Origin of the sequence: Nocardia carnea (assembly GCF_029868855.1) — a bacterium.
Lineage (GTDB): Bacteria > Actinomycetota > Actinomycetes > Mycobacteriales > Mycobacteriaceae > Nocardia > Nocardia carnea_A.
Window position 1 is genome coordinate 1 of the sequence record NZ_JARWOV010000318.1, and the last position, 19835, is coordinate 19835.

The window sequence follows — 19835 nt, forward strand, 5'->3', positions numbered from 1 at the left end:
GCTCGACGATTTCGTCCGGCAGATGGCCGGTTACGCCGACCTCGGGGTGCACACCGCGATCGTGATGCCGCCCGGTGGCTCGCCGGCGGCGTGGATCGACAGCGTGGGGTCGGTCGTACCGCAGCTCGCCGACCTCTGACCGCGGATGGTGGGACAGGATCGGGGCCGTCGGGAGCCGCCTTCGGAATCGATGATCTGCCCCACCACTCAGCGGCAGGTATCGGAGATCGGCCATTCGAGGAGAAGCGCCGGATCGTCGGGTGTACCGGCGCGGCCGCCAGGCAACCCGTGACCATATCCACGGCCCGGACTCGACGAATTGCTGTACCGCGCCCTCTTCTCCGTTCGGCCTGGTGACGAGCACCGCGGCACGGACCGGATCCGCAGGTGACCGGGCGTCGAGCATCACAGCGGCTCGGTCTCGGTCCTGCCCGCGGACAGTTCGGAAAGGACTATCCGGGCCCGTGTCCGGTGTCCGCCGGACGGCGAGGTTATCCGCTGCTGACCCGCAGCGGTACCGGCTGGGCGGGGACGGCGTCGGCGGCGAGGTCGCGGAAGATTCCGTTACCGGGCGTGGTCCGGGAGAGAGCGTCGGCGGCGAGGATCACCGCGGCGCCGGTCCAGGTGGTGCGTTCCACCGGCCAGCGCTTGCCGTCGGCGTAGACCAGGCCGGTCCAGTACGAGCCGTCGGTTTCGCGGAGATGCTGCATATTCGCGAAGAGCTGGTGAGCGCGTTCGCGGTCGCCGAGCGCGTCGAGCGACAGCACCAGTTCGCAGGTTTCGGCACCGGTGACCCACGGCCGGTCCGAGACACAGCGGATACCGATATTGCCGACCACGAACGTATCCCAGCGTTCGGCGATCCGCGCCCGCCCGGCGGAACCGCGTAATGCGCCGCCGAGGACGGGGTAGTACCAGTCCATCGAGTACCGGTCTTTCGCGGTGAACAGCTCCGGATGCTCTCGGAGCGCGGTGCCGAGCCGAGTGCGGGCCAGCTCCCACTCCGGGTGTGGATCACCCAGGCAGCGCGCCAATTCCAGTGCGGCGCCGATACTGTGGTATATGCTCGCCGAGCCGGTGACCAGCGCTTCGGGCAGGACGGCGGTGCCGTCGCGCAGCCAGTAGATCTGCCCCTGTTCGCCCTGGCAGTCGATGACGAGGTCGATCGCCGCGCGGACGACCGGCCACATCTCGGACGCGAAGGCGGTGTCACCGGTGGTCGCGAGGTAGTGCCAGAGGCCCGTGGCGATATAGGCGCAGAAGTTGATATCGGTGGCAGCGTTCTCGATTTCGCCGTCGCGGAACTGCATCGGCCACGACCCGTCGGGCCGCTGGGTGCGGGCCGACCAGGTGTAGGCGGCGACGGCTTCGTCGCGCAGCCCGGCCACGGTGAGCGCCATCGCGGATTCCACGTGGTCCCACGGGTCGGTGTGGCCGCCGGAGAACCAGGGGATGGCGCCGGAAGGTTCTTGATCGGCGGCGATGGATTGCGCGGTCTGCAGACACTGGCGGCGGGTGAGAACCGAGGGTACCGACGGTAGCTCAACCGGCGGCACGGGTCACCGCCGGTTTGCTGAAGTACAGGGCCACGCTCTTGCCGATCAGCGGATCGAGTGCCTTCTCGGCGGTACGGGTGAGCAGCGGCTGTTTCATCATGTCCCACACCAGCATTCGATGATAGGCGCGTACCAGCGGATGATCGGGTTTGTGCACGCCGACCGCGCATTTGATCCACCAGTAGGGCGAGTGCAGGGCGTGCACATGGGTGCGGTGGGTGTGCCGCAGCCCGCGGGCGGTGATCTTGTCCCGCAACTCGTCGGCCTTGTAGATGCGGATATGGCCGCCCTCGTTGGCGTGGTATTCGTCCGACAGCGCCCAGCACACCCGCTCGGGCAGCCAGCGCGGCACGGTGACCACCAGTTGGCCGCCCGGGCGCAGCACGCGCACGAGTTCGGCGATGGCGGCATCGTCGGCGGGCACGTGTTCGAGAATTTCGGAGGCGATCACGACATCGAATTCGCCCGCACCGTAGGGCAGGTCGAGAGCGTTACCCTCGACCGCTTCGGCCTTGGCACCGGCCGGGGCCTCCCCCACCTGCGCCATTGCCTCGAACATGGTGGCGACGTTCGCGAGTTCGGGGGCGTCCTGATCGAAGGCGACCACATCGGCGCCGCGCCGGTATGCCTCGAACGAATGGCGCCCGGCACCGCAGCCCACATCGATGACCCGGGTTCCCGGCCCGATCCCGGCGCGGTCGAAGTCGACGGTCAGCACGAGGCGCCTCCTGTGGTGGTGAGCTGGACGGATGCGCCGGTTCCCCGGTCGCCCACGACCCGGCCGGCGTGCCGGTCGATCGCGTTCCGGTAGACCTGCACGGTCTGGGCGGCCACCGATTCCCAGCTGAACACGGAGACGGCGCGGTCGCGACCGGCGGCCTGCATCCGCTGCCGGATCTGCGGGGAGTCGAGCAGGCGGCCGATCACCCGGACCAGTGCGGCCGAATCGCCGGGTTCGGTGAGTTCGGCGCATACGCCGGGTTCCCCGACGACCTCCGGCAGGGCCCCGGTACGGCTGACCACGAGCGGGGTGCCCGAGGCCATTGCTTCCACCGCGGGCAGGGAGAACCCCTCGTAGAGGGAGGGGATGCACGCGATTTCGGCGGAGGCGAGGAGTTCGGCGAGTTCGGTATCGGTCAGCCCGGGGCGGACGGTGACGATATCGGAGAGCCCGAGTTCGGCGATCTGTTTCTCGGTCGGGCCGTTCGGTTCCAGCTTCGCGACCAGTTGCAGTTCCACCTTGTGGGTCACCCGCAGCCGGGTGAGGGCCTGCAGTAGATGCGAGATGCCCTTGAGGGGTTTGTCGGCGCTGGCGACGGCGACGATCCGGCCGGGAACCCGCGGGCCGCGCGGTGCGAACAATTCGGTGTCCACGCCGAGGGGGACCACTTTCAGCTGCGCCGGGTCGACACCGAAATCGTCGGCGATATCGGTCGCCGACGACGAGGACACGGTGAGCAGATCGGGAATCCGGCGGGCGATGCGCTGCTGCATACCGAGGAACCCGTACCAGCGGCGCACCAGCGGTTTGCGCCGCCAGATCGCGGCCGCCAGGTCCACCTCGCGGTCCTTGGTGATGGGGTGGTGCACCGTGGCGACCAGCGGCAGCCGCTGTGCGATATCCAGCAGCCCGCTGCCCAGGCACTGGTTGTCGTGCACGACGTCGAAGTCGTGGACCCGGTCGCGCAGGATCCGCGCCGCGCGCAGGCTGAAGGTGCGGGGTTCGGGGAATCCGGCGGTCCACATGGTGGCCAGTTCCAGCAGATCGATCCGGTCCCTGATCTCGCTGGGCCGCGGCGTGCGGAAGGGGTCGTCCTCACGGTAGAGGTCCAGGCTGGGCACCTCGGTCAGGGTCACGCGCGGGTCGAGGTCGGCCGGGTAGGGCTGGCCGGAGAACACCTCCACCTGGTGGCCGAGTTCGGCCAGTCCGGCGCTGAGCCGGCGCACATAGACCCCCTGCCCACCGCAATGAGGCTTGCTGCGGTAGGACAACAAGGCAATTCGCACGGCTAGCTGACCTCACGAGTGATCGAATTCATGTCCCGCAGTTTGCCAGCCAGCCGTTCGAGGTAGGCACGCACCTCCGGTTCCGGCTTGTCCGGCAACCCGTACAGCACATCGGTGACGCCGTCGGCGGCCCAGGCGGCGAGCCGGTCGGCGTCGGGTTTGAAGTCCAGTGCCACTACCCGCGGGACGCCCTCGCGGCCGGCGTCGGCCCACGCCTTCTTCAGAGTCGCCAGCCGGCCGGAGATATCGGTTTCGCCGGGGGTGGTGATCCAGCCGTCGGCGTGGGCGGCGATCCACGCGCACGTGCGTTCGGTGCCCGCCGCGCCGATGAGCACGGGAACGGTGCGGTCGACCGGTTTGGGCCAGGCCCAGCTCGGCCCGAACTGCACGAAGTCGCCGTTGTAGGACGCTTCGTCCTCGCGCCACAGGGCGCGCATGGCCTCCAGGTATTCGCGCAGCGCGGTACGCCGTTTGTTGCCGGGGATGCCGTGGTCGGCCAGCTCGTCGGTGTTCCAGCCGAAACCGGCGCCGAGGGTGACGCGGCCGCCGGAGAGGTGGTCGAGGGAGGCGATGGTTTTGGCGAGGGTGATGGGATCGTGTTCGACCGGGAGCGCGACCGCGGTGGCGAGTTCGATCCGTTCGGTGACCGCGGCCGCCATGGCCAGGGAGACCCACGGGTCGAGGGTGCGCATATAGCGGTCGTCGGGGAGGGTGGCGTCGCCGGTCTGCGGGTGCGCGGCCTCGCGCTTCACCGGGATATGGGTGTGTTCGGGGACGTAGAACGAGGAGAAGCCGTTGTCCTCGGCCGCGCGGGCGGCGGCGGCGGGACCGATCCCGCGATCACTGGTGAACAGAACGATGCCGAAGCGCATACCTGAGCCTTGTCTGTCGTGGTGGTGGTGGAGCGGGTCGCGGCAGCGTCCCGGTGGAGAAGTCGGCGGTGCCTGTCGAACATGAGCGAGAATCTGCGCGGTCGCGTGGCGCGGCCGCTCATGCTCTCACCGGCCGTCGCGGGCGGCCTTCCTCGCAGCTTTGGCGTGCTGGTCGAGCTGGGCGCCGATCACGTGGTCCAGCGAGGTACCGGCAGGCCAGCCCACGTAGTGGCACAGGAACAGCGAGATCTCGCGCAGCGCGGTTTCGTCGAGTTCGCTGTTCTTCAGCGCGGCGCCGATCTGGATACCGGCGACATCGAACAGGCCCTGCGCGGTGAGCGCGCCGAGCAGCAGCAACCGCCGGTCCCGCAACGACAGCCCGGGTCGGGACCAGATATCGGCGAACAGGTGGTCGGCGGTGACCGCGAAATGGTCGCCGGGGCCGTCCTGGAATTCCCATCCGTAGACTTCCGCCATCTTGGCCAGCCCCCGCTCCCGCACCGTGGGCTGGGCGGCAGGGTCGTGCGCCGCGGGCTGGGTCGTGGGATCGGTCATGCTGCTCCTTCGGCGCCGCAACGGTCCGGCGAAAGTGTCTGGACAGGTGTACGGAATATAATTCGGACACTCTCCACCACGCAAGAACATGTTCTCGTCGGACCGGTCGCCGGCCGATGAACCGACCGCCCGCACCGGCATTCGCAAACCACCTCGAAGCCGCGCCGTGTTCTGGAAAAATCGCTGAATCGTTGTCGGACGGAGCCGCCGGTGGTAGCGTCCAGACACATGTCCAGCTATGTGTCTTCCCAACGGGTTCGCCCGTCGCGAACCGGGAAGAACTCGTTCTCGGAATATCCGACGCCGAGGGAGCACACACCATGAAAATCGTGGCCGATATGGACCTGTGTCAGGGGCACGCCGTCTGCGCCGCCGAGGCGCCGGACATCTTCGCCGTACCCAAACGCGGCCAGGTGGAGATCCTCGACCCGAATCCTGGCCCGGAACACAAGGCCGATGTCGAGAACGCCGTGCGCTACTGCCCGACCCAGGCCCTCTTGCTCGCCGACGACACGGACTGAGCGAGCAACGCGCGTCGGCGTCACCCGCGCGGACACTCGCCTCCTGCGATGAGCACAGCAACCGAACCGATGCACAGCCCCACAGGTTCTTTTCGAAAGGGAACAACACCGATGACAGGTTTCGATCGCGCCGAACTCGACGAGATGGTGCGCCGCTGGATCGCCGAGAACGAGCGCTGCGAGAAACTGGGTGACTGGAAGCCGCTGGCCGAGATGTACACCGAAGACGCCACCTACGGCTGGAACTACGGTCCCAAGGACGAGTTCATGGCGGTGGGCCGCGACGAGATCCGCGAGCTGGCCCTCGGCCAGGAGATGGAGGGCCTGCAGGGCTGGGAGTACCCGTACCAGCAGTTCGTCATCGACGAGCGCAGCGGTGATTGCATCGGATTCTGGAAGCAGATGTACACCACCACGCCCAGGGCGGACGGCAGCCTGTACACAGTGAACGGAATCGGCGGCAGCTGGTTCCGCTACGGCGGCAACTACCAGTGGTCGTGGCAGCGCGACTTCTTCGATTTCGGGAATGTCTCGGCGTTGTTCCTGGAAATGATGGCCGACAAGGCGATGTCGGAGCCGATGAACCAGCGGATCGCGAAATCCACCGCCTCCCGGCTACCCGGCTGGTACCGGATCGGCACCGCGCCGGCTTCCCTGTGGTGACCCCGATGACCTTGCCCACCAGTAGGTTCCACGCGCTGAGCCGGGAGGCTCTGGCCGCGCTGGTACCCGAGCTGCTGCTGTGCGGGCAGCTCATCGACCGATCCGGGATGGCGCACTGCATTTCCGCCTTCGGCCGAGAGGGGATGGCCGAAGTCGCGATCGAGGAATGGCAGCTGTCCAGCCCGGTCTATACCCGCCGGATGCAGCAGGCCCTCGGTTACACCGGCGACGATATCGTCACCATTTTCAAGGGCCTGCAGCTCGATATCGGGGCGCCGCCGCAGTTCATGGATTTCCGGTTCCGGGTCGATGATTCCCGCCACGGCGAGTTCTGGCTCGATCACTGCGGCGCGCTCGCGGATGTGGAGCCGATGGGCGAGCCCTATGTGAAGGCGATGTGCCACGACATCGAGGACCCCACCTTCGATGCCACCGCGCTGGCGACCAACAAGTACGCCCAGGTGCGGCCGATCCACCGGCCGCCGCGCCGACCCGCCGACCGGCATCCGGTCTGCGCGTGGACGGTGATCATCGACGAATCCCATACGCCGCCGGAGGTTCCGCGCAATGCGCCGCTGGTCGCGGAATCGGTGGCCGCCCGGCTACCGCTCGCCGCGATCGACCCCGCCGACACGGGCCGCGGCGATTACAGCGGCCCGTTGCTCAGCGATCTGCGGTTCCCGGATTTCTCCCATTCCGCACTCGTGCGGATCGCCGAGGAGGTGTGCCTGCAACAGCATCTGCTGGTACTCGGTTTCATGATCGCCGTCCACGAACGCACCGACGACGATTCGGCGCTGGAAATCGGCCGTAAACAGTTCACCGGGATCGCCGGGGTCGCCTCCGAACGGATCCGGGCCTGCTTGGACCTCGGTGACGATATGGACGCGCTCGCGCAGGTGCTGCGCATCCATCCGGCGCTCAACCCCCTGCACTACACCGATGTCGAAGTCGAGTCCGGCATCGATTCCGTGCGGGTGCGGTTCCCGGGAGCCAGCGGTGCACTCACCGACCGCGCCTGGCCGTCGATGATCGACCCCGATCATCTCGGGCCACTGGATTCCCTGGTGCGAGGTGTGAACCCGCACTTCCACAGCCGGGTCACCGACAACGGGCCCGGCGGCTGGACCGCCGAGATCACCGCGGCCGCCGAACCGTTCGCCGAGGCCTCCGAGGTGGCGATCACCCGGTTCAGCACCGGCGTCGACTTCCACTTCACCGATCGCGGAATACCCCTGCCCCTCACCGTTCTCTGACCCTCCCGCCGGGAGGTTCCGCCAGCACCGCAGGATTGATATGGCCAATAATTTCGCCGACCTGTTCGAACATTCCGTCGATGCCATGCCCGATCGGATCGCACTGATCGAACAGGGCCGGCGCATCACCTACCGCGAGCTGGACGAGCGGGCCAACCGGCTGGCCCACCATCTCGCCTCGGTGGGCGTCGGACGCGGAACCCACGTCGGGTTCCAGATGCACAACAGCATCGATACGATGCAAACGCTGATCGCCTGTTTCAAACTGGCGGCGGCCCCGGTGAACATCAACTTCCGGTACGGGCCGGAGGAACTCGCCTACCTCTACGACAACGCCGACCTCGAACACCTCGTGTACCACGCCTGCTACGGGGAGGCGGTGCGCGCGGCCGCGCAACGATCGCCGCGGTTGAGATACCTGCTGTGCGCCGCGGACGACCGGACGGCGGCGGACAACGGAGTGGACTGCCTGGCCGAGGTCACCGAGGCCGCGCCCGCGACCCGCCCCGAGGTCGGCCGCACCGCCGACGACCGGTTCATCATGTACACCGGCGGCACCACCGGTATGCCCAAGGGTGTGTTGTGGCGGCAGGAGGATATGTGGCGGGTCCTCGGCGGGGGAATCGACTTCTACAGCAATGAACCCGTCACCGACGAATACCAGCAATCCCGCACCGGCGCGGCCGGCGAACCCTCCACCTGGCTGATCCTGCCGCCGCTGATGCATCTGGCGGCGATGATGCCCACCTTCATCGCATTGTGGTCCGGGAACTGCGTGATCTTCGAACCTCGCTTCGACCCGGCGCGCGTCTGGCAGACGGTGGCTGCCGAACGCCCCGGCGTCATGGTGATCACCGGCGACGCCATGGCCCGGCCGCTGATCGACTCCTATCGCGCCACCCCCGTGGACACCACCGGCCTGTTCATGATCGCCTCCGGTGCGGCACTGCTCACCCAGGCCACGAAGAACGACCTGCTGGACCTCATCCCGAATCTGTTCGTCTCCGATTCCATCGGATCCTCCGAAACCGGTTTCGGCGGGATCGGTTTCGCGCAACGCGACGCCGACCCCGCCCGAAAACCGCGGGTCTCGATCGGACGCGGCGCGGCGGTCGTCGACGACGACGGCCGGCCCGTACAGCCCGGGGAAGAGGGCTGGCTGGCGAAAACCGGGGCGGTACCGCTGGGTTACTACAAGGACGAGGCCAAGTCCGCGAAACTGTTCAAAACGGTCGACGGTGAACGAATCGTCGTCACCGACGACCGGGCGATCCTGGAGGACGACGGCACCATCAGCCTGATCGGTCGCGGCAATATGGTCGTCAACACCGGCGGGGAGAAAGTATTCGCCGAAGAGGTAGAGGGTGTGGTGAAGGCCCATCCCGCCGTTTACGACGCGACGGTGATCGGGATCGACCATCCACGCTGGGGTCAGCAGGTGGCCGCGGTGGTGAGTCTGTCGGCCGCTGCGGGCGGTGTGCTCGACCTGCCCGACCTGCAGAGCCATGTCCGGAATCATCTCGCCGGATACAAGGTCCCGCGCGCGATCTGGGTCACGGAGGCGGTAACCCGTTCTCCCAGCGGGAAACCCGACTACACATGGGCTCGGAAGTACGCGGCGGATCGCGCGCCCGACTACCGCGCCGACTGATCGTAGACGGCACGGGACCCTCCCCCGGAATGGAGACCGCATTCCTCGGGGCGCCGGTGCCGATCTGGTCGGCGCGCCGCGAGGCAGGGGCGCCACCGCGAGCGAACTGCCGGTGGCACAGCGGACGCGAACTCGCGGCTCCGGTTCACGTCCGAAGCCGGATCGTCCCGCGCCACGCCTGGTCTCGGGCTACCGCAGCGGCCGGGCCCACCACTGCGCGGGGCCGATTGGGGACAAAGTGCCGACCACCCGGTCCGCCGTGCGCAACGAGACCGGCGAGTATCACGCCCGCGGCGGTGGCGCCGAGGAGGCTGATGCCGGCAGTTCGGCGCTCAGGCAGGTGGCCAGGGAGGTCACCTCGACACATCCGTGCCCGGTAATTCGATCACACAGCGTGGCTGTCGAATCGCCGGAACCGGTCACGGCAGCGAACGCGGTACCGCCGGCCCTGGTCAGCGTTCCGGATCTGGTTCCGGTGCCTTCGTCGCACCGGCCCGGGCGAGCCGTCGGGCCAGGGTGTGGCACCGGGCCGCCAGTTCCGGCGGGTCGAGCACCTCGAACTCGTGCCCGAGCAGTAGTACGTGGGCGAGCACGCGATCGAGATCGCCGGCGCCGCTGACCAGTTCGCAGTGATCGCTGCCGCGTGGTCGTATCACGGCCGCGGCCGCCGGGACCTGGTCGCGGACGGTCTCGGCGGGTGCGTGGACGAGAAACCGCGCGCTGTGCGGGTAGGCCCGGCTCGCCACGCCCTCCTGTACGTACGTGGCGGCGTCGGGGGCGGGTCGCGGACGGAAACGCCAGGTGCGCGCGGTCACCGCGGTCATCCTGTCGACGCGGAAGATGCGCCAGTCGTCGCGGTCCAGGTCGTAGGCAAGCAGGTACCAGCGCCGGTCCGAGGCGACCAGGCGGTACGGTTCGACCCGCCGGCGTGTGCCCCGGCCCGCGGACGGATAGTCGAAACCTGCCTCGACCTCGTCGCGACAGGCCCGGGCCAGCGTCATCAGAGCTTCGGCGTCGGCGGACGGGCGGCCGGTACCGAAGGACTCCACCGAGCCGGCGAGTGTGCGTACTTCCTGCCGCAGCCGGGTGGGTAGGACCCGGTCGATTTTGGTCAGTGCCCGTAGTGCGGCATCGCCGGTGCTCGCGCCGCCCGCACCCACGAGCAGCGAAACCGCGGTGGCGATCGCTTCTTCGTCGTCGAGCAGCAGCGGCGGCAGATCCTGCCCCGGGCCGAGCCGGTACCCGCCACCGACCCCCTGACCCGCGTACACGGGGTAACCGAGCGCGCGCAGCCGCTCGACATCGCGCCGGATCGTGCGCGGGGTGACCCGCAGCCGATCGGCGAGTTCGGGACCGGTCCACACCCGGCGCTGCTGCAACAGGCCGAGCAGGGTGAGCACCCGCTCGGTCGTACTCCGATCGTCACGTTCCGCCACACAGTCCAGCTTTCCAGAGATAGCGGACCGATCCTGTCCGCCATAGGTGCCAGGGTGGCGTCATGGACACCGACACACTCGACTGGAATCGGACCTTGCGCGAGCAGGTCGAGTTCCACTGGAACCATCAGCTCCGCGACCGGCTGCACGACCTCACCGATGAGGAGTACTTCTGGTCGCCGGTGCCGGGAGCCTGGAGCGTGCGCCCCCGCGGCACCTCGTCCGCGCCGATTCAGGCCGGCACCGGGGAGTTCACCATCGACTACGGGTTTCCGGAGCCGGATCCCGCACCGTTCACCACCATCGCCTGGCGGCTCGGGCACGTCATCGTCGGCGTGCTCGCCGCCCGCAACGCGGCGCATTTCGGTGCGCCCGCCGCATCCTATGAATCCTGGGAGTACGCCGGTGACGCGAAAACGGCATTCGACCAGCTCGAAGCCCAGCTGGGGACCTGGCTGGACGGTGTGCGAGGGCTCGGTGACGCCGCGCTGGCCGTCCCGGTCGGCCCGAAAGAGCCCTACCCGGACGCGCCCATGGCCGACCTGGTGCTTCATATTCACCGGGAACTGATCCACCATCTGTCCGAAGTCTGCCTGCTGCGCGACCTCTACCTGCACACCCACCCTGCTACGAACGGAGAACCCCGATGAGCCGCGATATCCAGATCACCTTCGACGCCCACGATCCGCGGGCGCTGTCGACCTTTTGGCGCGATGTCCTGGGTTACGTCCATCCCGGACCGCCGGGAGCCCCGTTGCCCGAGGGCGCCGACCCGCTGGCCGCGTGGGACGAGTTCCTCGCCGGGATCGGTGTGCCACCCGATCAGCGCAATACCCGGTCGGCCATCGAGGATCCGGACGGCCGCGGTCCGCGCGTTTTCTTCCAGCAGGTGCCGGAAGACAAGGTGGCCAAGAACCGCGTGCACCTCGATGTCCGGGCGGCCCCCGGATTGCAGGGCGACGAGCGGATGGCGGCGCTCGAGGCGGAATGCGAGCGATTGGTCGCACTGGGCGCGACCCGGATGAAGCGGTTCGAACCGAACCCGCCGATGGAAAGCGGATTCATCGTGATGGCCGACCCCGAGGGCAACGAGTTCTGCCTGGACTGATCCGGCGCGGTCTCATCCGCACGTAGCCGGAAGGGATATGCGGCGCCTTTCGGGGCCCGGCGCGGTCGGGCGCCGGGTCAAACGAGGCGGATGTGCACGGCGGATGAGGTTCGGGGCCATGAGCATTCGCCATCTCGGGGTGCAGCGAATGCTGTGGTATCCGCGTTCACCGAGGCGACCCGGTGTTCGCGCTGCCGCGACGACAGCAGGCCCGCATGCGGTGCGCTGGACCACCACCGGGTGATCCGCATGTTGCGCGGCGGGGCGGTATGCACTAATACTTAGCCTTGTGGCTAAGTATTACGGCGTGTTGGATGACGTATTCGCCGCCCTTGCGGACCCGTCGCGACGCGCAGTGGTCCAGCGTCTCGGGTCCGGCCCGGCGAGTGTCGGTGAGCTCGCCGAATCGGCGCCGATCACCTTGCCGTCGTTCCTGAAACACATTCGCGTCCTGGAAGCCAGCGGGCTGATCCGAACGACCAAAACCGGCCGGGTACGGCACTGCGAACTCGATCGGGAACGGTTCGCACTGGTCGACGACTGGCTTGCCGAACAGCGCCGCATCTGGGAGGGCCGCACCGACCGGCTCGAGAATTTCCTCACCGCAAACAAGGAGTCGCCTGATGAATCCTGATCTCGATCTCACCGTCCACCGCGTCATCCGGGCGCCCCGTACCGGCGTGTGGAACGCCTGGACCGATGCCGACAGCCTGGCACGGTGGTGGCTTCCCGCGCCGACCCTGTGTCGCGTCGAAAGACTCGAACTCCGGCCCGCGGGCGCATTCGTCACCAGGATGAGCGACGACGGCACGGAGTTCGTTCCCCACCTGGACGCCTGCTTCCTGTTGGTCGAGGAATACGAACGCCTCGTATTCACCAACGCGCTCGACAGCGGCTGGCGTCCGGCCGCGCCTGCCCCGGTTCCGATGACCGCCGAGATCACCCTGCGCGATCACCCCGACGGCACCGACTATCGAGTCCTCGTCCGCCACGGCGACCCGGCCGCCCGGGCCCGGCACGAAGAGCTGGGCTTCGCTCACGGGTGGGGGACGGTCACCGATCAACTCGCCCGGCTGGCCGAAAGCGAGGTCAGGGCATGAAACTGGTACTGACCGAGTTCATCACCCTGGATGGAGTGAGCCAGGGACCGGGCTCACCGGCCGAGGACACCAGCGACGGATTCGGTCACGGTGGCTGGCTGGTGCCGTATCTGGACGAGTTGTTCGTCCGGCGCACCTCCGGATGGCTCGATGCCGCCGATGGACTTCTGCTCGGTCGCCGCACCTACGAGGCGTTCGCCCGCGACTGGCCCGCGATCACCGATCCCCGAGATCCGTTCACCGTGCGGATGAACGCGCTGCCGAAATACGTGGTGTCCAACACTCTGACAGCGGGCAGCTGGAACCCGACGACGCTGCTGCCCGGCGACCCGATCGATACTGTCGCCGAGCTGAAGAACCGGCCGGGCCGCGAACTACAGATCCACGGCAGCGCGCGTCTCGGCGATCATCTACTTTCCGCCGGACTCGTCGATATCGTCCGGCTCGCCGTCGCCCCGGCCGTGCTACGAACGGGTCGGCAACTGCTCGCCGGCACCGGTGCGACCACCGGCCTTCGGCTCATCCGCCACGAGGCCACCGACCGCGGCCTGCTCCTGCTCGAATACGAGGTGTGCGGGCCGGCACCCCGTGCGGAATTCGACGGGGTCGCCCAGTTCGCCTGAACCCCGGCTCCACACAAACCGTTGGGATGCGCGCACATCGAAATGTTCGCGGCGTCTTCCGAGCCCGGTTCTCTCCGGCCCCGACCATCACCAGCTGCAAGGATCGTGAGGTCAGTTCACCGGCGTTTCGGCGGATGGGGCGACCCGTTCGAGGATGCGGAGGGAACTGGTGGCCGAGACCTCGCGGAATTCGCCGCTGTCGAGGGCGCGACGGTAGATACCGTAGGGAGCTTGCCCGCCGTCGGCCGGGTCGGGGAACACATCGTGGATGGCGAGGCCGCCGCCGGGCACGACCCATTTGGCCCAGCCGCGGTAGTCGCGGTCGGCGGCTTCCTCGGTGTGACCACCGTCGATGAACAGGAATTCGATCGGGGTGCGCCAGGTGGCCGCGACGCGCGCGGAGGCGCCGACGATCGCGATCACGGTATCGCTCAGGCCCGCGGTGTCGATGGTGTGCCGGAATCGGGGCAGGGTGTCGAAGCGGCCGGTCACCGGGTCGACCAGGGAGGTGTCGTGGTATTCCCAGCCGGGCTGGTGCTCTTCGGAGCCGTGGTGGTGGTCGACGGTGAACACGACCCCGTCTTTCGCGCGGGCGGCGGCGCCCAGCAGTATCGCGGATTTGCCGCAGTACGTGCCGATTTCGGTGATCACCCCGCCGCGGCAGTACTGCACCGCGGCCGCGTGCAGGGCCCGGCCCTCGTCCTCCGGCATGAACCCGGTGGCGCGGCGGGCGTGGTCGAACAGCTGCTCGTCGGTCAGCGGTGCGGTGGGGGCTGGGGCAGTCATCGCAGGTGTGGTCTCTCTTCCGCAGTTCACGTCCGGCACGCGGTGACCGACACTACTCGCCCCGGGTGGCCGGGGAGTCGGTTGATCCGGTACCGCACCGACACTACTATCTAGACACATGTCCGAAGGCGATTCCAGAATTCTCGAGGCCACCCGGCGCCGGCTGAGCGGAAAGCAGGCGGACACTGTCGACAAGCTCACCAGAGCGGCCATGGAAGTGCTCTCGCGGGAAGGTTTCGCCGGGCTCACCGTCCGGATGGTCGCCGGCGCCGCCGGCGTGGGCACCGCCACCGCCTACACCTACTTCTCCTCGAAGGAGCATCTGGTCGCGGAGATCTTCTGGCGCCGGCTGCGGTCGTCGGAGACGCCGGTCAGCGAAGACACCGATCCCACGGTGCGGGTGCTGGCCGAACTACGCGGAATCGCGCTGCTGGTGGCCGACGAACAGGAACTGTCGGGCGCGGTGACCAGCGCCCTGCTGGGCCGGGATCCGGATGTCCAGCATCTGCGCACCCGCATCGGGGTGGAGATCCGGCACCGCCTCACCCGCGCGCTGGAACCGGAGGCCGATCCCGAAACCGTGGAATCGCTGGAATTGCTGTACGCGGGGGCGCTGGTCCGCGCCGGGATGGGATACGAGTCCTATGCCGATATCGCCGACCGACTGGAGCGCGCCGCCTTGCTCGTCCTGAAGTAACCTGGCCGGCGCGACCACGGGCTCTGCGTGCCAGACCGGAGGGTCCGGGTTCTGGTCGGCACCGGCCGCGGTCCCGCGACATGGGGCGGTCATGACTCTCTGCCGTCCGGAATCGCGGCGTGCGTGGGTTTCTTCGCGGCATGCGCCCACCACCGACGCGAGTTCGGCATCGACAGAGTCGGCTTTACGTCTCCCGACGGCGCCCAGTGTGAAGTGGGTCCGGTCGAGCGCGCACTCCAGACCGGGGCCCGAGCTGCCAGGGATAGAAAAGTAGTTGCGCAGCCGCGAGTACGCCGGTGCGCAACCGGCAGATACAAGCCGCTACTCGGCGAAAGCGATCTGAACCGGTAAAGGAGTGCTCGACGCCGAGCAGTCGTGACACCTCGGAGGGCGGTGACTCTACCGTGTCACCTGATATCGATTGTTCCGTCGAACACCAGTGGCGTGGGCCCCGGCATGCAGTCACGGAATGAGCTGGTCGGCATCGGGGCGCCGTATCCGATCATGTTCGGTGCGCCGTTCTGACCCTTGGCCACGGTAACCTGAATGGCCATCGAATCCGGCGCGAAGACCATCACCGGCTGGGCAGTGGTGATCGGATACACCAGCGACACCGTATTGCCCTGCACGCGCAGGCAGGTGACCGGGCCGGTAACCTTCACCGGCAGCGGCATGCTTCCGAGTTGCCCGGTCGCGCTGTATGTGCCGGTAGCCGGCCCGTCTCCTTGCCCTTGCGCGTCGACGTGCAGGATGTTCAGGCCCAGGACCTGCATACTGCCGTTGATCGTCACGCCGGCCGGTGCCGCACCTGACTGCCCTGCCGCAGCAACCGCGACCGCTCCCGCTGCAGCTGCTGTGACGCACAGACGAGTAATCCATCTCCTCATGACGAAACCTCCTCCGGATTCCAGGCTTGCGGACGGCGGTTACCCAGAGTCCGAACACCTACACCCGAAGCGAGGTCACGCGATGTCTGAAACGTTACGTCACGCGGCAGATCCACCGAATCCGACGCCGACACACCATAGAATCGTCGATCACAGTGACATGACCTCGCGCCACGCGTTGCGCGACCTCCACTGACCAAACCCGGCCGGACCCGGGCTCCAACGCGGCACGACAGCAGCACCCGAACAGTTGGGGTTTCAGCCGCTCTACTCGTTCATCCCGGACTCGTTCATCCCGGCTCGCGCCTCGATACCGGCGATCAATTCCTGCAATTGGACTGCTGCTGATGCCGGCCACTTCTTCGACCGTCCTCCGCGTGCCAAGGTAACGAATCGCGAGACACCGGGAGCCGTATGCGTGGGTCGGCGTCCGGACGGCCCGGATCAGTCCTGCGCCGCGGGCCGCCGGTGGGAATAGACGAGGCGGGCGTACTCGCCCAGCAACTGCTCCAGGCGCACATCCTGCCCGGAAGCGACCATCTGCTGGTATCCGATCAGCATGGCCATGCCCAATTCGGTGTCCACCGCGGCGATCTCCTCGTCACCGACCACACCGGAGATCGTCCGGCGTACGGTGCGCCGCCGGGATTCGTCGACCCGTTTGAGCGCCACCGCCACCGATTCGTCGTTCGCCGCCCACGCCCGGATCGCCGCCTCCGCCCGATGATGCAGGCCCAGCGTAAGATCCGACAGCGCCCCGATCGCCGAATCGGGCGTGGACGGATCGAACCGCAGCGAACGCAGGATCACCACCTGCCGGTTCTCCCAATGTTCCAGCAGCGCATCGACATACGACTGCCAGCTACCGAAATGGTGGTAGAAGGAACCGCTGGTCACGCCAAGCCGGCGGCACAGCACGCCGATGTTGAGATGCCGGAACCCGAGGTCGGACAGCACCTCCAGGCCGGTGTCGAAATAGTTGTCCTTACTGACGATACGAGACATACGGCGCCGATCTGCTCGGGGAACGAATGGGATCTCGAGCACCGAACAGTACCGCATCGCCGGACCGCGACGGCCGGTGGTTGTGACTGTTCACGGACCGTCTGCGCGGCCGAAGGTACTGCGCCCGAACAGGCATGAGCAGGTCGGGCGCGGTGGTTGTGTGCGCCCGCGCTTCGGGCTTCGTGTCACTGTTGGGAGCGATCACCGGTCTCGCTCACGCCCGAGCCGGACCGCAGGCCGGTCAGCGCAACCGCACACCCAGCAGAGCATCGACCGCGGTGGCGATCTGCTCGCCCGCGCCGGTATCGGTCCCGCCGTAATCGAGGGTGTCGCGGGCCCAGGCGTCGATCGCGGCCAGGGCCCGCGGAGTATCGAGGTCGTCGGCCAGGTGGATGCGCAGCCGGGCAACGGTGTCGGCCGCGGACGGAGCGGCCGGGGCGGCCACGGCCCGCCGCCAGCGATCCAGCCGCGCCTGCGCCTCGGTGAGTACCTCGTCGGTCCACGTCCGGTCGGCGCGGTAGTGGCCGGCGAACAACCCCAGCCGGACCGCGCCGGGGTCCACTCCGGCGGCCCGCAGCTTCGACACCAGCACCAGGTTGCCCTTGGACTTCGACATCTTCTCGCCGTCCAGGCCGATCATCCCGGTGTGCACATAGTGGCGGGCGAACCGGCGGCCGGCCACCAGCGCCTCACCGTGCGCCGCGGAATATTCGTGATGGGGATAGATCAGATCGCTGCCGCCGCCCTGGATGTCGAATTCGGTGCCGAGCCGGTTCACCGCGATCGCGGCGCATTCGATATGCCAGCCGGGACGGCCCGGTCCGAAAGGCGACGGCCACGACGGTTCCCCGGGGCGTTCGGCGCGCCACAGCAGCGCGTCGAGCGGGTCACGTTTACCGGGGCGGTCCGGGTCGCCGCCGCGTTCGGCGAACAGTCGCGCCATGGTCTCGCGGTCGTAACCCGATTCGTACCCGAACTGTTCGGTGGCGTCGGTGCGGAAGTAGATATCCGGGAATTCGGTGTCCTCGACGGTGTAGGCGGCGCCGGCGGCCAGCAGCTTGCGCACCAGCTCGATCACCTCGTCCACCGATTCGATCGCCCCCACGTAGTCGCGCGGCGGCAGCACCCGCAGCGCGGCCATATCCGCGCGGAACAGTTCGATCTCCCCGGTACCCAGGTCCCGCCAGTCCACACCGTCGCGGGCCGCGCGCTCGAACAGCGGATCGTCGACATCGGTGACGTTCTGCACGTAGTGCACATCGTGCCCGTTGTCGCGCAGTATCCGGTTCACCAGATCGAAGGTGAGGTAGGTGGCGGCGTGACCGAGGTGCGTGGCGTCATAGGGGGTGATACCGCAGACGTACATGGTGGCCGTCGCACCGGGGGTCACCGGGCGAGTACAGGAGTCGGCGGTGTCGTGCAAACGTAGGGGTGGCCCTGCTCCGGGGACCGCGGGAATCGGGGTGTCGGACCAGGACTGCATACCTTCGAGAGTAGAGGTCGGTAACGGCCGGGTACCGCCCACCCCGCCGTCCCGGCCTCGCCCGCGGGCCTTCGCAGCCCGTGGACCTGCGCCGGACCAGCGGATCGGGGAAGGCAAGCATTGCCCTCAGGAGGAATGAATCATCCGATGAACCGCCGGTGGCGGGGTCAGAACGCCGGCCACGGAATGGGCCGGGAGGTGGCCGGTAACGGCATCACGGGATCGTCCAGCAACCGTTTGGCGCGACGCAGCAGGGCGTCGATCTCGGCATCGGTGAGATGTTCGGCCAGCCGGTCGGCGAGTTCCCCCGGCAGGGTATCGGTGAAGGCGGCGATATCGGCGAGCAGGTCCACCGGAACGGGATCACCGGCCCAGCCCCACAGGACAGTGCGCAGCTTGTTCTCCTCGTGCAGGCAGATCCCGTGATCGACGCCGTACACCTCGCCGTCCAGGCCCTCCAGCGCATGCCCGCCCTTGCGGTCGGCGTTGTTCAACAGCACATCCAGCACCGCCATCCGCTGTAGCCGCGGATCGTCGGCGTGGACCAGTGATACTTCGTCACCGGCGCCGTCGTAGGCCCGCAGGATCTCCCGGTAACCATCCGGAACCAGCCCGGCCGGGCACAGGTCCACCAGATCCAGGCGGGTGCTGCCGGGTTCGGCGGGATCGCGGGTCGTGATCCAGCGCTGCACCATCCCGGGACCGTACGGTCCGTCCCGCAGCACCGTCTCCGGGATCACCGGCCAGCCCAGCGCGGTACAGATCAGATACGACGCCACCTCCCGGCCGGCCAGCGTGCCGTCGGGGAAATCCCACAGCGGCTGCTCCCCACGCACCGGTTTGTACACCACTCGCACGGCACCGTCACCGGTCGCGAGGTCGCACACCAGGGTCACGTTACTGGCGACACTCACCCGGCCCAGTACCGTCAGCTCACCGGTGGACAGTGCGTCCCCGGCCACGCTCATTCCTCCAGATCGTTCGCGCCGAACAGTTCGCCACGCTTGTACCCGTTGGTGCGCACGCACATATGCCCGCGCGCCGACAGCGGTTCCCCGCACAGCGGGCACGGCGGCCGCCCGGCGGCGATCACCCGGGTGGACCGCAAGGCGAACTCCCGCGCCTGATCCGGAGTGAGGAACACCCGCACCGCGTCGGGCCCCTCCTCGGTGTCGTCGAGGACCACCGATTCATCCACCTCGGTCTCGGTGATCGCCAGCAACTCCACCACTACGGCACCCGCGTCGGCATCCCAGCCCAGCCCCATGGTGCCGACCCGGAATTCCGCGTCGATCGGGGTCAGCAGCGGGTCGTTGTCGTTGACCTGCTCGGCCTGCGGTGGCACCTCGGCACCGAACCGCCGCGCCACCTCGTCCAGCAGCAGACCCATCCGGTCCGCGAGCACCTTCACCTGCTGCTTCTCCAGCAGCACGCTCACCACCCGGGGTTCCTCCACCGCCTGCAGGTAGAACGCGCGATCGCCCGGCTCACCGACAGTTCCGGCGACGAAACGTTCGGGGGTGCGGAATACATGGATTGCTCGTGACACATGCACCTCCTGATACGTGACCCTGTTCGGCTGCGGTGCTCCGCCGCGCCGTTTCCCGGCGCACACGCCGAGTCGCCCGA

Annotated in this window: 23 protein-coding genes; 11 read left to right on the forward strand and 12 right to left on the reverse strand. The window is 68.0% G+C overall.

Translation table 11 applies throughout. The features are described 5' to 3' along the window. Nucleotides 1-491 precede the first annotated feature (491 nt). From QH195_RS32780 to QH195_RS32800, 5 genes are all read right to left on the reverse strand, one after another. Nucleotides 492-1556 (reverse strand): prenyltransferase, encoded by a 1065-nt coding sequence (locus QH195_RS32780; protein ID WP_280438248.1) that lies wholly within the window; start codon nt 1554-1556, stop codon nt 492-494. Further along, nucleotides 1543-2274 carry a class I SAM-dependent methyltransferase gene (locus QH195_RS32785; RefSeq protein ID WP_280419917.1) on the reverse strand — a complete coding sequence of 244 codons (732 nt, stop codon included), beginning with the start codon at nt 2272-2274 and terminating at the stop codon, nt 1543-1545. Before QH195_RS32785 ends, QH195_RS32780 begins: the two co-directional genes overlap by 14 nt. After that, entirely contained in the window at nt 2268-3563 is a 1296-nt protein-coding gene (locus QH195_RS32790; RefSeq protein WP_280419918.1) for a glycosyltransferase family 4 protein, read from the reverse strand. Before QH195_RS32790 ends, QH195_RS32785 begins: the two co-directional genes overlap by 7 nt. A gap of 2 nt (nt 3564-3565) precedes the next feature. After that, on the reverse strand, nt 3566-4435 hold the full coding sequence (locus QH195_RS32795; protein WP_280438249.1) for an LLM class F420-dependent oxidoreductase: 870 nt from the start codon (nt 4433-4435) through the stop codon (nt 3566-3568). A gap of 126 nt (nt 4436-4561) precedes the next feature. Beyond that, on the reverse strand, nt 4562-4990 hold the full coding sequence (locus QH195_RS32800; protein WP_432278289.1) for a carboxymuconolactone decarboxylase family protein: 429 nt from the start codon (nt 4988-4990) through the stop codon (nt 4562-4564). 320 nt (nt 4991-5310) lie between these two features. Here QH195_RS32800 and QH195_RS32805 point away from each other — a divergent pair, with 320 nt between their 5' ends. The 4 genes from QH195_RS32805 (at nt 5311) to QH195_RS32820 (ending at nt 9081) form a co-directional block, all read left to right on the forward strand. After that, nucleotides 5311-5511, forward strand: coding sequence for a ferredoxin (locus QH195_RS32805; RefSeq protein ID WP_280419920.1), 201 nt, complete (start codon nt 5311-5313; stop codon nt 5509-5511). 111 nt (nt 5512-5622) lie between these two features. Beyond that, the gene (locus QH195_RS32810; protein WP_280438250.1) at nt 5623-6174 is read left to right on the forward strand and encodes a nuclear transport factor 2 family protein; all 552 of its coding nucleotides are present in this window, start codon (nt 5623-5625) and stop codon (nt 6172-6174) included. 5 nt (nt 6175-6179) lie between these two features. After that, nucleotides 6180-7430, forward strand: coding sequence for a hypothetical protein (locus QH195_RS32815; RefSeq protein WP_280438251.1), 1251 nt, complete (start codon nt 6180-6182; stop codon nt 7428-7430). A 40-nt stretch (nt 7431-7470) separates the two neighbouring features. Beyond that, nucleotides 7471-9081 (forward strand): acyl-CoA synthetase, encoded by a 1611-nt coding sequence (locus QH195_RS32820; protein ID WP_280438252.1) that lies wholly within the window; start codon nt 7471-7473, stop codon nt 9079-9081. Nucleotides 9082-9533: 452 nt separating this feature from the next. Here QH195_RS32820 and QH195_RS32825 read toward each other — a convergent pair whose 3' ends face one another. Next, entirely contained in the window at nt 9534-10517 is a 984-nt protein-coding gene (locus QH195_RS32825; protein ID WP_280438253.1) for a helix-turn-helix transcriptional regulator, read from the reverse strand. 62 nt (nt 10518-10579) lie between these two features. On the opposite strand from QH195_RS32825, the gene QH195_RS32830 reads away from it, so the two are divergent. The 6 genes from QH195_RS32830 to QH195_RS32855 all read left to right on the forward strand — a co-directional run bounded on the left by QH195_RS32830 (nt 10580) and on the right by QH195_RS32855 (nt 13348). Then, complete coding sequence (locus QH195_RS32830) at nt 10580-11167, forward strand: DinB family protein (RefSeq protein WP_280419926.1); 588 nt, start codon at nt 10580-10582, stop codon at nt 11165-11167. After that, nucleotides 11164-11625 carry a VOC family protein gene (locus QH195_RS32835; protein ID WP_280419927.1) on the forward strand — a complete coding sequence of 154 codons (462 nt, stop codon included), beginning with the start codon at nt 11164-11166 and terminating at the stop codon, nt 11623-11625. Before QH195_RS32830 ends, QH195_RS32835 begins: the two co-directional genes overlap by 4 nt. 118 nt (nt 11626-11743) lie before the next feature. Beyond that, entirely contained in the window at nt 11744-11869 is a 126-nt protein-coding gene (locus QH195_RS32840; RefSeq protein ID WP_280438254.1) for a hypothetical protein, read from the forward strand. Nucleotides 11870-11914: 45 nt separating this feature from the next. Continuing rightward, nucleotides 11915-12259, forward strand: coding sequence for an ArsR/SmtB family transcription factor (locus QH195_RS32845; protein ID WP_348536811.1), 345 nt, complete (start codon nt 11915-11917; stop codon nt 12257-12259). Next, entirely contained in the window at nt 12246-12725 is a 480-nt protein-coding gene (locus tag QH195_RS32850) for an SRPBCC domain-containing protein (RefSeq protein ID WP_280438267.1), read from the forward strand. The genes QH195_RS32845 and QH195_RS32850 overlap by 14 nt, the downstream gene beginning before the upstream one ends. Further along, nucleotides 12722-13348, forward strand: a complete 627-nt coding sequence (locus QH195_RS32855; protein ID WP_280419929.1) for a dihydrofolate reductase family protein — start codon at nt 12722-12724, stop codon at nt 13346-13348. The genes QH195_RS32850 and QH195_RS32855 overlap by 4 nt, the downstream gene beginning before the upstream one ends. Nucleotides 13349-13459: 111 nt before the next feature. Here QH195_RS32855 and QH195_RS32860 read toward each other — a convergent pair whose 3' ends face one another. Further along, a complete protein-coding gene (locus tag QH195_RS32860) occupies nt 13460-14134 on the reverse strand; it encodes a class I SAM-dependent methyltransferase (RefSeq protein ID WP_280438255.1) in 675 nt (224 codons plus the stop codon). A 118-nt stretch (nt 14135-14252) separates the two neighbouring features. Here QH195_RS32860 and QH195_RS32865 point away from each other — a divergent pair, with 118 nt between their 5' ends. Then, nucleotides 14253-14831: a TetR/AcrR family transcriptional regulator gene (locus tag QH195_RS32865; protein WP_280419931.1), complete on the forward strand. Its 579-nt coding sequence runs from the start codon at nt 14253-14255 to the stop codon at nt 14829-14831. Between the two features lie 407 nt (nt 14832-15238). Here the strand turns inward: QH195_RS32865 and QH195_RS32870 are convergent, their stop codons facing one another. The 5 genes from QH195_RS32870 to QH195_RS32890 form a co-directional block, all read right to left on the reverse strand. After that, the gene (locus QH195_RS32870) at nt 15239-15622 is read right to left on the reverse strand and encodes a hypothetical protein (RefSeq protein ID WP_280438256.1); all 384 of its coding nucleotides are present in this window, start codon (nt 15620-15622) and stop codon (nt 15239-15241) included. 540 nt (nt 15623-16162) lie between these two features. After that, nucleotides 16163-16723, reverse strand: a complete 561-nt coding sequence (locus tag QH195_RS32875) for a TetR/AcrR family transcriptional regulator (protein ID WP_280419934.1) — start codon at nt 16721-16723, stop codon at nt 16163-16165. Nucleotides 16724-16964: 241 nt separating this feature from the next. Next, the gene (mshC, locus tag QH195_RS32880; RefSeq protein ID WP_280419935.1) at nt 16965-18206 is read right to left on the reverse strand and encodes a cysteine--1-D-myo-inosityl 2-amino-2-deoxy-alpha-D-glucopyranoside ligase; all 1242 of its coding nucleotides are present in this window, start codon (nt 18204-18206) and stop codon (nt 16965-16967) included. Between the two features lie 167 nt (nt 18207-18373). Beyond that, nucleotides 18374-19174, reverse strand: a complete 801-nt coding sequence (locus tag QH195_RS32885; RefSeq protein WP_280438257.1) for an SCO1664 family protein — start codon at nt 19172-19174, stop codon at nt 18374-18376. After that, nucleotides 19171-19755 (reverse strand): DUF3090 domain-containing protein, encoded by a 585-nt coding sequence (locus QH195_RS32890; RefSeq protein ID WP_280419937.1) that lies wholly within the window; start codon nt 19753-19755, stop codon nt 19171-19173. The genes QH195_RS32885 and QH195_RS32890 overlap by 4 nt, the downstream gene beginning before the upstream one ends. Between the last annotated feature and the right edge of the window lie 80 nt (nt 19756-19835).